Source organism: Xanthomonas sp. WHRI 1810A, from assembly GCF_040202885.1.
GTDB lineage: Bacteria > Pseudomonadota > Gammaproteobacteria > Pseudomonadales > Pseudomonadaceae > Aquipseudomonas.
Map to the genome: position 1 here is coordinate 133,621 of NZ_JBEGED010000012.1, position 13,889 is coordinate 147,509.

At 57.7% G+C, this 13,889-nt stretch carries 20 protein-coding genes; 2 read left to right on the forward strand and 18 right to left on the reverse strand.

Annotation, left to right across the window (positions count from 1 at the left end; all coding sequences use genetic code 11):
• Window positions 1–33: 33 nt before the first annotated feature.
• The 16 genes from ABQX22_RS18235 to ABQX22_RS18305 form a co-directional block, all read right to left on the reverse strand.
• Window positions 34–354: a hypothetical protein gene (locus tag ABQX22_RS18235; protein ID WP_349801267.1), complete on the reverse strand. Its 321-nt coding sequence runs from the start codon at window positions 352–354 to the stop codon at window positions 34–36.
• Between the two features lie 65 nt (window positions 355–419).
• Window positions 420–1,178: a hypothetical protein gene (locus ABQX22_RS18240; RefSeq protein ID WP_349801268.1), complete on the reverse strand. Its 759-nt coding sequence runs from the start codon at window positions 1,176–1,178 to the stop codon at window positions 420–422.
• A gap of 3 nt (window positions 1,179–1,181) precedes the next feature.
• Window positions 1,182–1,391, reverse strand: a complete 210-nt coding sequence (locus ABQX22_RS18245) for a DUF7210 family protein (RefSeq protein WP_349801269.1) — start codon at window positions 1,389–1,391, stop codon at window positions 1,182–1,184.
• Window positions 1,384–1,860, reverse strand: coding sequence for a hypothetical protein (locus ABQX22_RS18250; RefSeq protein WP_349801270.1), 477 nt, complete (start codon window positions 1,858–1,860; stop codon window positions 1,384–1,386). The genes ABQX22_RS18245 and ABQX22_RS18250 overlap by 8 nt, the downstream gene beginning before the upstream one ends.
• Window positions 1,860–2,183, reverse strand: coding sequence for a head-tail joining protein (locus tag ABQX22_RS18255; RefSeq protein ID WP_349801271.1), 324 nt, complete (start codon window positions 2,181–2,183; stop codon window positions 1,860–1,862). Before ABQX22_RS18255 ends, ABQX22_RS18250 begins: the two co-directional genes overlap by 1 nt.
• The gene (locus ABQX22_RS18260; RefSeq protein WP_349801272.1) at window positions 2,183–3,184 is read right to left on the reverse strand and encodes a major capsid protein; all 1,002 of its coding nucleotides are present in this window, start codon (window positions 3,182–3,184) and stop codon (window positions 2,183–2,185) included. Before ABQX22_RS18260 ends, ABQX22_RS18255 begins: the two co-directional genes overlap by 1 nt.
• Window positions 3,185–3,244: 60 nt before the next feature.
• Entirely contained in the window at window positions 3,245–3,595 is a 351-nt protein-coding gene (locus ABQX22_RS18265; RefSeq protein ID WP_349801273.1) for a head decoration protein, read from the reverse strand.
• On the reverse strand, window positions 3,592–4,821 hold the full coding sequence (locus tag ABQX22_RS18270; RefSeq protein WP_349801274.1) for a S49 family peptidase: 1,230 nt from the start codon (window positions 4,819–4,821) through the stop codon (window positions 3,592–3,594). Before ABQX22_RS18270 ends, ABQX22_RS18265 begins: the two co-directional genes overlap by 4 nt.
• 2 nt (window positions 4,822–4,823) lie before the next feature.
• On the reverse strand, window positions 4,824–6,443 hold the full coding sequence (locus ABQX22_RS18275; RefSeq protein ID WP_349801275.1) for a phage portal protein: 1,620 nt from the start codon (window positions 6,441–6,443) through the stop codon (window positions 4,824–4,826).
• 1 nt (window position 6,444) lies between these two features.
• Complete coding sequence (locus ABQX22_RS18280; RefSeq protein WP_349801276.1) at window positions 6,445–6,654, reverse strand: hypothetical protein; 210 nt, start codon at window positions 6,652–6,654, stop codon at window positions 6,445–6,447.
• 2 nt (window positions 6,655–6,656) lie between these two features.
• A complete protein-coding gene (locus tag ABQX22_RS18285; RefSeq protein WP_349801277.1) occupies window positions 6,657–8,564 on the reverse strand; it encodes a phage terminase large subunit family protein in 1,908 nt (635 codons plus the stop codon).
• Window positions 8,536–9,063, reverse strand: coding sequence for a terminase small subunit (locus ABQX22_RS18290; RefSeq protein WP_349801278.1), 528 nt, complete (start codon window positions 9,061–9,063; stop codon window positions 8,536–8,538). The genes ABQX22_RS18285 and ABQX22_RS18290 overlap by 29 nt, the downstream gene beginning before the upstream one ends.
• A gap of 252 nt (window positions 9,064–9,315) precedes the next feature.
• Window positions 9,316–10,041 carry a hypothetical protein gene (locus ABQX22_RS18295; protein ID WP_349801279.1) on the reverse strand — a complete coding sequence of 242 codons (726 nt, stop codon included), beginning with the start codon at window positions 10,039–10,041 and terminating at the stop codon, window positions 9,316–9,318.
• Between the two features lie 724 nt (window positions 10,042–10,765).
• Window positions 10,766–11,005: an Rz1-like lysis system protein LysC gene (lysC, locus tag ABQX22_RS26970; protein WP_441005308.1), complete on the reverse strand. Its 240-nt coding sequence runs from the start codon at window positions 11,003–11,005 to the stop codon at window positions 10,766–10,768.
• Window positions 10,914–11,345, reverse strand: coding sequence for a hypothetical protein (locus ABQX22_RS18300; RefSeq protein WP_349801280.1), 432 nt, complete (start codon window positions 11,343–11,345; stop codon window positions 10,914–10,916). The genes lysC and ABQX22_RS18300 overlap by 92 nt, the downstream gene beginning before the upstream one ends.
• Entirely contained in the window at window positions 11,342–11,659 is a 318-nt protein-coding gene (locus ABQX22_RS18305) for a phage holin, lambda family (protein ID WP_349801281.1), read from the reverse strand. The genes ABQX22_RS18300 and ABQX22_RS18305 overlap by 4 nt, the downstream gene beginning before the upstream one ends.
• A 266-nt stretch (window positions 11,660–11,925) precedes the next feature.
• On the opposite strand from ABQX22_RS18305, the gene ABQX22_RS18310 reads away from it, so the two are divergent.
• Window positions 11,926–12,174, forward strand: coding sequence for a hypothetical protein (locus ABQX22_RS18310; RefSeq protein ID WP_349801282.1), 249 nt, complete (start codon window positions 11,926–11,928; stop codon window positions 12,172–12,174).
• A 718-nt stretch (window positions 12,175–12,892) separates the two neighbouring features.
• Entirely contained in the window at window positions 12,893–13,207 is a 315-nt protein-coding gene (locus ABQX22_RS18315) for a hypothetical protein (protein WP_349801283.1), read from the forward strand.
• Window positions 13,208–13,231: 24 nt separating this feature from the next.
• Here ABQX22_RS18315 and ABQX22_RS18320 read toward each other — a convergent pair whose 3' ends face one another.
• Both ABQX22_RS18320 and ABQX22_RS18325 read right to left on the reverse strand, forming a co-directional pair.
• A complete protein-coding gene (locus ABQX22_RS18320) occupies window positions 13,232–13,615 on the reverse strand; it encodes an antiterminator Q family protein (protein WP_349801284.1) in 384 nt (127 codons plus the stop codon).
• Window positions 13,612–13,863 (reverse strand): hypothetical protein, encoded by a 252-nt coding sequence (locus ABQX22_RS18325; RefSeq protein ID WP_349801285.1) that lies wholly within the window; start codon window positions 13,861–13,863, stop codon window positions 13,612–13,614. Before ABQX22_RS18325 ends, ABQX22_RS18320 begins: the two co-directional genes overlap by 4 nt.
• Between the last annotated feature and the right edge of the window lie 26 nt (window positions 13,864–13,889).

Below are 13,889 nucleotides of genomic sequence, written 5' to 3' on the forward strand. Positions count from 1 at the left end.
GAACCAGGGCATTCAGCGTTGCATCGATATTCTTCAGGCTTTGGCCGGGAGGTGTAGGGCTTGCCCCAGCCTGCCCAGCATCGCGAAAAAATGTGGGTTCAACTCTTTGCAGACCGCAATCACCTCCTGCACCTGAGAAGGCTTCAAGCCGTCTATGACCTCGTTTTTCAGGTCCGTCATGCGCTTCAAATCATCCAGCGTGCAATCGACAAACAGGTACGAATCCACGATATCCAGGGCCACGGGTTGCGTGTGAGTCTCAAGCCAGTTTCTGACCTGTAACACCGTCATTTCCCGACACATCACCGTGATATCACCCACGATCAACTCGCGGCTGTTGGTTTGCGTTGCCATAAAAACCCCATTAAAAAACCCGCCGAAGCGGGCTTTTGTTTTTCAACCGAGCATCAAACCGGGCGTCAGGCGACGGACGCGACTTCCTTTTCAATGCGCATGTACTTCGACTTGCCGACACCGACTTTCGCAGGGTCGGACAGGACCTTGACAGTCACCTCCGAACCCATGAAATCGTCAGCGCTGATCCAGTCGGTGCTTGCCGCCGGGCTCAACTGGCAGCGGAAATACTGGAGGTTCAAGCGCTTTTTGGTGCCCGCGGCGTTGGCACCTTCAAACAGGAACTCCATCACCTTGCCGCTGTTGGTCAGCGCCTCAATGACATCCACCGCGGCGCTTTGATAATCCACCAGCAAGTCGGCCGCATCGGCAATCGCACCACGCGACAGAATCTCAATGCCGGAACCGGTCATCTGGTAATCGTCACCATCCTTGAACACAGTGGCTGGAGCGCTGGCCAGCGCCACCGACGTGATGCTCAGCGGCATTTTGTCCAACTTGATGGTGCCGCCTTTGCTGGCCTTTTGCGGCTCGTCGCTGACCGTTTCAGCCGGAATACGGGTCACGTCACCCCAGTACAGCAGCGCCAGGTTCTCGGTGTACAGCTCGCGCCAGTTCATGGTCAGGCCCATGCTGGTGATGCGACTGATGGAATCATATTCACCGCCTTGCGGGGTGGTGGTGTCGGCCAGGGTCAGGTCGGTTTTCTCAATCGCCTGGGTCAGCGTCGAAACCAGACCGGCCGGAAAGAATGGTCCGCCCTTTCCGTATTCACGCATTTTGACCAGACCACCGACGACGAATGTTTCAATTTCGCGGGCCATGTTTTACTTCTCCTGGGTTTCGTCGGCGATCACCTTGTTGGCTTTGAGCCAGGTGCGTTGCGCGGCGGTGACTTTGATTTTTGCACCCGGCTGAAAAGGTTTCCCAGCCTGAGTATGGGGCTTCAACAGTTCGACTTCGAACCGAGGCGGCGCGCGGTCTGGCTGCTCGTCGGCAGGGGCCGGAGCCACCGCGACAACTTCGTCTTTACGCATTTGGTTTCACCTGAATAATGGTGTGAAGGTGGACAGGAATAAGGACGGTGGCGGCGGTGACGCCCTCGTCTGGCGGATAAATCTCAGGCGCTCCAATGGTGATGCCGCTTATCCCGCGGGGCAGCCAGTCCGGAAGTACCGCAAGCGTCGGCATAAGGCACTGCAGCAGGTCATGCTCAAGGTCCTCGATCGCATCTTCGTAATCGTCCAGACCAGCCCGGACGGCACCGATGACGTTGAAGCCAGAAAACAGCTTGAGCGCATGCGGACCGGCTGCAGGAGCCAGGCCCTTCGCCTTCTGCACAACGATGAGAGGAAAAGCGACCGAGCGATCCTTGATCACCTCGTTGAACCAGCCGGAACGGGTATTGGCGCCGGCAGGGGTTCTGTAACCTTGCTCAACGGAAATGGTTGTCAGCCTGGCTATCAACGCCTGGCGGCCAGCAGTCAGTAAGTTGATCATCGACATCAGTCCGTCCGCATCAGTGAGTAACGGTTGATGATCCCGTCCGTGCCCATGTATTCGCCAAGCACGTAACGGCTGGAGTTGATCACCAACAGGTCGCCACGCTGCGGGTCCGGCACTTCCCTTATGCGCAGATCCACAGCGAGCTCAACGGCAACGAAACTGCCACCGCCGGCGGAACCAACATTGCGCTGCAGGACAGCGCCAACGCCCTTTGGAGGGCCGCCGTCCTTGGCGTCATAAATAGCGCCGCCGCGCTCTCCGAACATGTCGAACAGCTCGTCGTCCGCATCTTCGAAAATGTCGTCGAACTCCGAGCCGCCCATCACTTGGTCAGCTTGATGATTGCGCGTGGCATGGTGCACAGGCTGAGCGGGTTGCTCTGGGCTTCCATGTCGATGCCCTTGTTGTGGCGCAGCGCTTCCTGGCTGGCATAGAACGGAACACCGGTGGTGTTGACCGTTTCCATGTAATCCGCTGGCGCGTAGTTGGTGATGAACAAGCCATCAACGCCCACCGGCACCAGGTAAGCGACATCGGGGTCCATGAACAGGACGCCGCCCAGGTTGCCGTAGAACTCTTCCCAGTTCACACCGCCAAAGCTGAAGCCGGCACGGTTGTCGTCGCGCAAGAATTGCCCGTCGTTCCAGCGGTCATAGGCCTTCTGGACCGAGTCGTGGTTGGTGAACGCGTCAAACCAGTTACGCCCCGCAACGCCGAGCCAGCCGGCGATGATGCCGGTACCGCCGATCGCATCTTCTGCCTTGCGCTTGGCTTCGGTAACCTTTGCTAGCAGCTTGGTTTCGTTTGCACCCATGGCGAAAGCCACTGTCTGCTGCTCGATACCAAAGCGTGCATACAGGTCCAGCAACACGCGGGTGCCATCGGCGTCGTACACCTTGCCTGTGAGCGCGCCGACACGCTGATAGCGGATAGTCGATTCAAGGCGCTTGCGCATCTTGAGCAAACGCTTGTCGACCAGCGCCTGCACTGTTTCCAGCTCGCTCTCAGTACCAAAGGCGCGAATGCCCTGGACTTCATCCGCGCGGATCACTGCCCGGGTGGGCAGGTGGATCGTTTGGAACGGGATCATGTCCCGGCCGGCGCCGGTGGTTGGATCGCTCGGGGCGCCACGCTCGGCAGCAGGCACCAGGGTCAGGTTGTCGTTTTCGCGCTCAATGAAAAAAGCGGTGGTGGTTACGCCTTCCTCTTCGAAAAGAGTGTCCAGACGTGTAGGAACCGCCTGCCCCTCAACCGGCTGGTTGATAGCAGTGGTCATTGCGATGCGACCAAAGTCGTCGCCCGCGAAAATACTCAGATCGGCCATTCCGTTCTCCAGAAACGAAAAAACCGCCAACGGCGGTTTTTATAAAAGTGGGTTGATGAATCAGCGCAGGATGATGCCGGCGGCTGCCAGGGCTGCTCTGGCGGGATCGGTGAGCCCAATCAGCAAGCTTTCGATCACCTCGCAGTCACGCACCACGCCGGTGGCGTAGCGATCTGCGGTTGTGTCCGCATCGCGACCCTCGTAGAGAATCGCGACTTCAACCGTCGCCCCGTCGGCAGGCGCGGCGAATGCAACGTATTTGCCTGCGGCGTTCTTCGACAGGATCTGCCCGGCGGGAAATGCCGCAGCGCCTTTCAGCAGCAGGATCTGCTCGCGGGAACGTTCGCCGCTTGCCTCGTTGAGCAGGAAAGCAGCAGTCCGCGCCCCCTGCGTGATGATGTCGTACTTCATGCTTTCGCTCCTTTGCGGCCGGCCCAGATGTTTTTGGTGGAGAAGGTTTTGGTGCCCTTGCCCGCTGCGGCTGTTGCAGCAGCTGCGCGAGTGGCGTCGTTTTCAATGCCGCTCAAGCTGATGCCACGATCCTTGGCCGCGGTGTACAGCGTCAGAGCGGTTGCCTCAACGCTGGAACCGTCCGCCAACGCGGCTTGGATTTCGGCATCAAAGCCTGGGGTGGCCAGTGCAGTGATACCGGCATAGCGCGCACGCTCGGAAGCGGTGGCATCGGTGGCGGCCGCGGCTCGGATGGCCTCGGCATCGACTGTCTCCGTTGCCGCGATGGTGATGGTCTTCGGATCGGCGCCGGCCTCGATGGCTGCGTGCAGCTCCGCCGTGGTTTTTACGGTAGTCACAAAGGTTTTCCTCGGTGGGTTGCTGGCAGGACCGGCCAACTCGGCAATAACGGATTCAAGCGAGCCGACGCGATGCGCCAACCCTGATGCGACAGCCTCGGCGCCGACTTTCAGGCCGCCGTGACCGCCCATTTCTGGGACCTTGTCAGCGGAAACACCGAGATTTCGGGCAACCTTGCCGACAAATACGTCGGCCAGGGCGTCGACCGTTTTGGTGATTTCTGCCCGACCCTCATCGGTTTCGACGTTTGGTCGCTTGTTTGGCGCGGTGCCGCTTACGATTTCGTAGCTCTTTTTGCCGCCGTCATCCTTGTTGACCGACACATTGAGGACGACGCCGATGGAACCGATCAACGCGGTGGCGTCTACCACCACTTCGCTGGCAGCACTGGCGATCCAGTACGCCGCGCTCGCGCCACTCCCGCCCACGTAGGCGACGATTCGTTTTTTGTCGCGAGCGGCGTGGATCATGTCGGCCAGCTCGTTGATGCCGTTGGCCTCGCCCCCTGGACTGTCGATGTTCAGGACGATGGACTTGATCGCCGGGTTGTCGAGGGCGGCCTGCAGGTCAGTGGCAATGTTGCCGGTGCTGGCCGCGCCGCTGATGCGAGTGAAAAAAGACGCGTAGCGAAAGATCGGGCCGGTGATTGGGATGACGGCGACGTTCCCGCGCTGAGTGACGGTGCGGGTGTTATCGAGCTGTTTGCCCAGTCGGGTTTCCAGCGCTTCCAGATCATTCTGTCGATCAGCGATCGATAACAGGTTGTCGAGCGCGTCCGGCAGCATCAGCCAAGGCTGAGCGCTGGCCAGCTCAAAGGCTCTTGGCATGATCAATCCTCTTCTTCGATTTCTTCAATTTCTGGTTTGGCGGCAACCGTGGGTGCCGCTGGCTCGACCTCAACAGTTGTTCCGTTTGCCCGGCGCTGTACCAGCTCGCGGGCACGCTGTCGGTTGACCTGCTGCCAGGTTTCGCCGGTCATTGCAGCCGTCTCCATGGTTTCGTTGCTGATGCCGATGTCGATGCGCTCCCGGGCGGCCTTGGCTTCCTTGAGCTCGTCGATTGCTCCGCGTGCCGGGCCGATCCAGATCGACTTCGTGTAAGCCTTGCGCAGTGCAGGGTCGCTGTACCCCGGAGCGCTGATACGACCGCGGGCCACTGCCTCGTCGAACATCAGTTCGTAGCTCGGCTGGCAGAAGTCGCAGACCAGCCACCAGCGGCGCATCGTGTAAAAGCGCCAGGCCTGGAGCATGGCCGCACGGGCCGCGCTATAGCTGCTGCTGTAATGCAACATCAACTCTTCGAGAGGCAGTTCCAGGGCCGCGCCAATCTCTTTGACGATGGCAGAGAAGAACGGATCGAACTGCGCGTTGGGCCGCGCCGGGTTGGCGACCATCGGCTCTTCGCCCTGGGCAAGATCGACAATGGCGCCTTCACCCAATTCCACCGCCCCGCCACCCATCCCGCCGGCGGGCGCCGGATCCTCGTCACCAAAAAGTGGTTGTCCGTGGCCACCATCATTGAAGTCGGCGTTCTTCTTGATGAACACGGTGAACATCGCCGAGATGACAGCGCTCATCAGTTCAGCACTGGCATAACGCTCGAGCTTTTGCAGCGGCTCAAGAATCGGCGCCAGATAGGGTGCCCCACGCTTCAGGCCCGGCCGCTCTTTGTCGCACCAGACCTGCAGCACGCGGCGGCGCCCCGTTTCTGCGCCGAAGACCTCCACCCGTTCCCAGCGCAGTGGATACTTCAGCACTTTGTCGTCGGGATAGCCGGTGCAGATGTGGTTGGCAATCGGCGCCCCGTACTGATCGAATTCAATCCCTTCGACCATGAACTGGCTGTCGGGCTGCCCGTTCGGGTTGGAAACCCGGTCCGTCTCGATCAGCTGCAACCGCGTGCTGTAAATGGTGCCCGGCCGATCAATCCATGGGGTGGTAACAAAACAGTCACCACCGGTCATCGCCGACACCAACGCCAGTGCCTGGAGCTGGTAATGGTTCAAGGTGGCCTCGGCGTCGCATTCACGCGGGTCGCCGGCGTACATCTCCCATTCGCGCTGGATCTGCGCGTTCAAGATGTCAGCCTGCTCTTCGGTCAGGCCAAGCGCTTCATGGTCAACCTGCGGACGGCAGATCAGACCAGTGCCGACCACGTTGGTACGTGTCCGGACAATGGCAGCACGCGCGATCGGGTGATTGCGCATCGCATCGCGGGCTCGAGCAACCAGCGTTTTCCGCTCGGGGGTACTCAGATCGCGGTTCGGGCTGCCGAGGAATGGCAGCCAGCTCGACATGCTGCGCAAAGCGCGTGATGCACCATGCCAGCGGGTTTCGCTGCCGCCACCACCACCCTGCGCTCGGGGCTGGCTCTGGACCAGGTCAGATGCGGCGCGCGTGACCTCACGCACCATCCGTTCTTCTGGAGTGGTACGTGTGAACCAAGCCATTTCAGAACCTCATATAGCTGATGCGGTTACGCCCGCGAGTTTTGTTGCCTTCTGCCGCGGCTGCGGCGGCGTAGTCGGATTCAAGGTCGCGAAGCGTGGCCAGGTCTGCGCGAGTTACCTGGCGCTCGCCGTAGCGGACGATCTGTCCACCCTTCAAAACCTTTTCAATAGCCGTGCGGACATCCGCCAGGCGCTGCTGTGCTTCGGTCATGGTTATCCTCGAGCGCGGCTACGTGTGCCGCGTTGGGCTGGTGCCCGTCGGGCACCCGCAAGTAATTGAAGGTCGAGCCCGAAGCGCTGCTGGCTGATGCGAAGTGCTGCCAGTGCATATACGAAGCAGTCGAGGGCCTCGTTGCGCCGGCCCTTTGCGGTCCAGCGATACACGCGCCTGCCCTTAACAATCTTCAGTTCCTTGGTTTCAGCGGTGAGTTGCTTCAGTTCATCTTCGCCACAGATATCGTCGTTCGCGGGCAAGTGCACGCAACCGGGGACGGCCGCCCCGGCGGTGTTCGGCTGAATCTTCAAGCGGCTGTAAATCAGCTCTTTGGCGTTCTCTGTGCCCACCTCGACCAGCCAGACTTTTTTCGCGTTGCGCGATTTTGGCCAGCTGGCAATAGGCTTGCCGGGAATGTTCGCGCCTTTGACGGGGATCACCCACATCTCGCCATGGCGCCGGCTTTCGGCATAGACCTCGTCGGTGTAGTGGCCGCCGGAATCCCAGCACCAGCGCTCGACGCGCATTTTCGCGTTATCGGCCCGGGTGTACTGCTTGTGGATCTTCAGTCCGACCTTGCGGCGCAGTTCTTCGCTCGCCGGGTCGCCCATCAAAACCCACTTATCTACCAGCCAGGCTTCTTCGCCGACACCGAACGCCCAGACTCGGCCCTCATAGCGATCATCCTGCGTATCGATGGAGCCCATCAAAGTCAGACCACGTGCCGGGACCTGTGCAAACACCTCGCGGCGCATGTACAACTGTTCCCATTCGACCTTCTCGCCCTGGTCGTCCTCCCATGTTTCGCCCAGCGTCGTATTGACGAAGGCAATCAGGTTCTCGCGGTTGTCCCGGACCTTGTCGAACTCGGTGACCATGTCCAGCCAGGTCGTGAACGTGCTGTACGCGGTCCAGATGTGGAATGTGACAATGCGCGGCGTGCCTCGAAGCGTGTCATCCGGCGCATACCAGTCGATGCCGTCCCGCGTCCAGATTCCCGCTTTCTCGCAAATCCAACGGCCGTTATGAGCTGCTTCAACCATTTCGTGATACCAGACCACACACCCAGCGTGCTCGCACACATACCAAGCTTTCGATATCTCCCCGTGTTCGCTTTTCTCCCACTTGATTCCAAAGTCGCAATCCTTGCCGCCCCACTTCAGGTGCTGCTCTCTTGAGCAATGCGGGCACGGAACGTGGTATCGCAGGAAATAAGGCGATTCTTCGCCTGCCTTCTCGATCTGGCAGGTGCCTTTGATCTTCGGTGTCGAGCCGCGAATGGACTTCGGGAACGTGGCGCCTTCAAGACGCTTGTCACCGAGGAATGTCGGGGCGCCCTCGCCTTCCACGTTGGCTTCGAACTTGGAAAGCTCGTCGTAGATGACCTCGTCGGGAGATTTCTCGCGGTAGTTCCGGCTTGCCTTACCGCCCAGACACCAAAGCATCTTGGCATTTTGAAAGCGCTTGGCGCTCAGCGAACTGTCTCGGTGTTTCTTACCGTGCCAGGGTGCGAGCTCCAATAGCGTGGGCACGTCGCGCACCATCGTCTCGACGTGCCGCTTCATCAGCTCTTCGGCGTCGGGATCAGTAGGGCAAAAGCTCAGGACGTTGCGGCGTTTGTGCTGAATCTTGTAGCCGATATTGGCCATCAACATCTTGGTGTAACCAACACGGGCAGATTTGATCAGGTTGATAACCCGGATCAGGTCGTTGCCCATGCTGTTGAGAATCGCCACTTGGAAAGGTGCGGTTTCCCACTTGCCTTCTTGGTAGGACGATTCAGATGACAGGTAAAAATGTGTGTCAGCCCACTGCACCGCTGTAAGGGGGGGCTCTTTATAAAGTGCACGAAGCCCGGCTTTGATTGCCTTCTGCAGGTCAATCAACCAAGGATTCGAGGTACTCATCGAGATATTCCGGCAATTGCTCGCCAGACTCGGAGGCGAGGTTCCGCGCCAGTGCTATCTCGCGCTGTAGAGATTCGATGTGTCGTACATCGATGTCGGGGTGCTTACGTTTAAGTTTGAGCGGAACGGTATCCAGCAAAGAGCCAAGCTGTGCCGCAATTTTCGATAAAGCGAAAATGGCGAAGCCGACCGGAACCAGCTGCTTTTCCGCAATCGCGTTTTTCTTCTCTTGGCCGATACGCTGGGCGGCCGTTAAACCGCGGCGCTCTTCCATGAGCTTGTATTCGATCAGTGGGTCAATACCGTCGGGCGTCTCTGAAGCTGAGCTTTTCTGCTCAGCCTGGGCAAGCCGGTTATTCAGGATCGTCCGAACGTCGTAGAAGTTTTCCCGGCCAATCTTGGCGATGGACTCGACCTTCCACTTATCGAAGGCCTGAACGGTGATACCGAGGCTTGCCGCCATTTGGCTCTTGTTCAGCCAGTGAGGTTTGGGCTCCATTTGCCTTCTCCATTGGCGAGGCTGGGAGCTGCCGCGAGCCGGTTGGTGTTTGGTTGGTATTTCCGGGGGTCAGGTTGGTGTATTAAACGGTCAAAACCGCTCTATTCCGGGCCTTTCAGGCCATCGACAATACAACAACCAACCCCCCTCAAAAAAAGTCATACATAGTTCAAAGCCGGGGCTCGAATTACCCTCACCCCAGGGGGGTGGGGGAAAGGACCCATTGCACCATAACGGTGCAATCGACAGATTTCATCGACGCCGCGTCGCCATGGCACGTTCAAACGCCTTGGTGAACTGAATGGGCAACTGTTCGTCTGCCTCCCGCTCGCCTATCCCGAAGAAGTCGAGCGCCTTCGCGTAGCCGGGCTTGCTGATGAACGCAATCAGGATCTGCACCTGAGCACGCTTGGTCCCAGTTCTCTCAGCGATGCCTATAGGCTCGCTGCCTCGACGCATGACGAAGTAACGCGTTCGATTGCCAGCACTGCGCTTGCTGTCCGTGCTGTTCTGATGCCGATCACCCTGAGCACCAAGGCCGGATAGGATCTTCTGCAACTGACCACGACCGATGTTGCCGTAGCTGTCGAGCTTCATGCCCGCACCAGGTACAACGAACTTGCCCTCGGGAAGAATCCCGCGCGCGCGTAACAGCGCCTCGCTACGCTTGTGACTACGGTCGCCGCCGTACACTTCGGGGGTTAGCCAACGTGTTACGGGCGCTGCGCCGTCGGCCTCGTCCTTGATCCACACCCTCGCCTCCATCTTCAGCTTGGTGGCAGGGATCAGCCGAAGACTGTCAAGGGTGTAGGGCGTTGGCCTGTCGAACACCGTGTGCATCTCGCCTACCAGACGCTCTTTAATGAGCTTGGCTGTCTCGGTGAGCGCAAGGACAGTGGCGAAAGGAATCTGGTTACGCTCGATGTCCGTCAGCTCTGCAAGGTTGTCGGCAAGCCCTGACGTCTGTACACGGATCATTGAGAGTTCTCATTCAACGGTACAGCCCGGCCAAAGAGATAGCGCGAAAGCGCAAGCGTGGTCGCGATCTACCTGCATGATCATTGGGAATGGTGGGTAGCCCGGCACGGTGACGTACCAGGACTATTTCATGTGAAGCTCACCTTGTATCCACGCACCGTGAGTCGCATGAAGTTTCTCAGGCCGCGGCTACATGCCGAGTGAATGAAGATCAACATGCGACACAGATACGGCTCACCTACCACGCATGTTTGGATCTTCTGCGTTAATTCAGATTTACCGAATCCAGCCTCCAGTCGTTCGACGAAATTGCTGACCCAGTCGCGGTGAAGAGCTAAGCGATGGATGGAAGCAAGGCGCGTAAGCGCTTGGCCCATGCATTGCTTAGCCATGCCAGGAAACCAAAAAGTGTTGAAAAACAGGCGCATTGGATTTGCAACAGCAACCGCTGTCGCGGTCAGCATGCGAGGAGAAAAATGTGAGATTCAACGAGTTTGACCAACTATCCCAAGACTACAGACTACTTTCAAAGCAGCTCGCGGAAATGAAAGCAGGAACAACATGCGATGATCCTGAGTTGCTGGACGCGTTGATGGAGCTATCTGAAGCCACCCGCAACCTCAGAGTTAGGCTGGAGGATCTTAGGCGCGCCCAGCTTCCCCAAAAGACTCCGCCAAAAAACAAGCCTGCTCTACGACTCGTAAAGTGAGCTTTAGCTATCCAGTCATTTACCCCTGCTGCGCTGGATCTGGGCGTCGACCTGATCGGCGCAGGTGTCTAACAACTTGATGGCCTGATCCTTAAGCTCCCACACGTCTCCGTTGTCACGCAGATCGGTATCGTCCGCATTGACCCGCTCGCATGGGATCAGCTCAGGGGCTTCCAATCTTATTGCCGTCGTCTTTGTTACCACGGACGGCTTTGCCGCGCAGGCCGTCAGGCAGAGGCTGAGCAGCCCAATCACGAACAGGTTTGCTATTGCGCTTGAGGTCATCGAAATCCTTCCTGGCCTTCTTGGCCTTCTCTTCGCTGGCCTTGATTCGTTTGTTCAGGTCGGCGGTGTACGCAACGTTGCGAGCAGCTTCGGCTTTCAACGTGGTGATAGTCGCCTGGCTTTCCTTGTTGGCATCCACGGCGACTTGCTTGGCGTCGCGTTCAACGGAGACGGCGCCCTGCAACGTGACCACCCGGATCTGCTGGATAGCAATGAGCAATGACATGACGATGCCGATGACCACGGCGACAGCGATGATGCGCAACGTCGACGCAGCTTTGGAGACGGCGACAACAGGTCCTAGGCTCATACCGAGTCCACCTTGCGATCGAGGAACCGGATGATCAGCTCCCTGATGGCTGTCACACCGATGAAGCCTATGGTGCCGCCGGCTCCTACAGACAAGCTCGACGGCCATGACATCCACTCAATGACGCTGCTGGCTGACAGGCTCAACGCGCCGCAGATGAGCGCCTCGAAAACGATCCGCCACTTGTTCTGCTCCTTGGCCTCATACAGCACACGGAGCAGCGAGATGGTTGCGGCCATGATCGCCCCTTGCCAAAGTGGGTTGCTGAGGACGAGCCAGACTTGCGCCCAGAAGTCGGGGGTTTTCTCAGGCATGTTCGGCATCCGACTGTCCTCCCTGAGGGGAAGATGAAAAAAATATAAATCTTGGATATCGGCGCAAAGGCCCGTAAAGCGGTGAGACCCATGACACGCTCAATACATGAGACTGTTCATAACGCCAGTACCATCCATCCGAGAGTCTTGAACCTGCTTCCTAGGATAGATATGGTCCAAGCGCAGGCGCCGAAACGCCTGATTAACGGCTTCGTCATCAGTCCTATGAAGCTCGATTCAGAGAATTCCATCTAATAGGAGTGGCAATGAACTTCCCGGACATAGGGCTGGATCCCCAGTCGTCACCGTTTGCAAAAGACCTCGACCGCATCAATTACTGTTTTTTCATGTCGCATCAGCTGGCCGAAGAAGTGCGTGCAGAATTCGGCCAACCTCTCCCTCTAGATGATCCCAACAGATCGTTGACTCAGAGACGTGCTGATGCAAAGTTCGCAGAAGCTTGCGCCCGGCTGGAACTTCTTAAGCTGAAAGGATATCGGTCTGCTTTGTCATGAGGGTTTCCTCGACCTGCTGTCAAAAATAGGCAGAGTGTTGGACTTGCATAATAAAGCCTCGCAAATTGCGAGGCTTTATTGACGTGTCACCCTAAACGTCTGATGCCATGTATGAAAACACGGTGCGTTTGGATACTCAGTCTCGTTTGAAACGCCACTTTTCGTTAACCAGATCCTTGCCTTCTATGTGCATAGTTCCAGTGAACGTGTACCCGGAAAAGATGACATTGTCGCCGCTAATTTCATATGACCCGGTTGCACCGGAGTCAAATGAAAACGAGTTTTTCCCCATTGTGACCTTCACCCCTGTCACTGGCCCACTGACAATGGTGTAGACCCCCTCAACGGATTGTCCACACGCGGTTAGCAGGGCTGCCGCAAGAACGATGGGTGCCGCCTTCCAAGATGAATTCAATTTCACTGTGTGCGCTTTCCATACGATAAGTGAGTCTTCATCTTAAACCGGTGCTAATCGATAGCCAACAAAAAGCCCGGCACAATGGCCGGGCTTTCGTTTATTCGGGTGTCGCGCTGAAACAGCTGAACACCGTGCTATGAAAACAGAACTATTCCGCGCGGAAAAGGGATTTGTGAGGCTCTGCCACCCGATTAGCTAAATTGATCTCCAGCGCACCGGCCATCGGAACTCAAAATGCCGAATTGCGTGGACTAGTGCGCAGACCTATAGTGGCCAATACACACCACAGAGAGCAGCACCATGTCGTCGCATCGTTTAGACAGCAAGACCTATAAGGGAAAGATAGAAAGCATATTCGTATCAGTAGAAGAGGCGTGGAAGGTCGAGCGCTTCATCGACCAATATCTCGACCTGCGTGGATACAAGGTTAACAATACCAACCGCGACCTGGTCGCTCAGCGATTAGAGGGCGCTCCAGGCCGCCCTCCATATCGCATAGAAAATCTTGTTGAGTGGCTGGACGAAAAGTACAAGGTTGCCAGCCGCGGGACGACTGGCAGGCCTATTTTTGATCCCCAAGCGCCGGAGCTCTCGCCTTCGGCGTATGGCCGCTAAGGCGGCTGTAGGAATATCTCGACGTCAGGCTGCGTCGCGCATCTCCCCCACGGCGCAGTCGACCCATGCAACCCCAGCCTGTTTAATTTCCCTCGCCTTTGCCTCGCTGATTTTGTAGCGCTCGGCAACGCGAACCATGGTCCACTTAGCCCCAAAATAAAACCAGATAACCTCCCCCATTTGCTGATCCCGGCGGATGAGTCGAGCCAGAGCCTTATCGATAGCTCCAGCCCACTCATCTGTGATGCAGTAAGACTTTGATGCTGACGGCATTACGTCACGCATAACCGACATCATTGGCGAAACGTAACTCGGAATCCCCATACCATCCATTCGCCACCATCCCCATTGCTCAAGCAAATACTCGGTATCACCCAGCGGGCGGCCCAGCGGTTTTCTAATCATCATGCTGCCTTCCTCGGATCTGGATCTCTTAAGCCAAAAAGGTCGCGCAGCAACCGATCCGCCGATGTGTTCTTTGCGTTGCCTTCAATCAGCCAGCGCTGGCCGTAGTCGTGGAAGCCGATCTGCAACCGGCTGGAATGCCAACTGGCAACCATGTTGAGCAGGCAAGCCAGCGCGGCAGGACCGCCCATTTTGATCTTGGCCAACTCTTCACCTGCGATCTTCAGGAATTGGCATTCGATATCGCTCATGGCTTTGCGCGGCAATGCCGCTGATA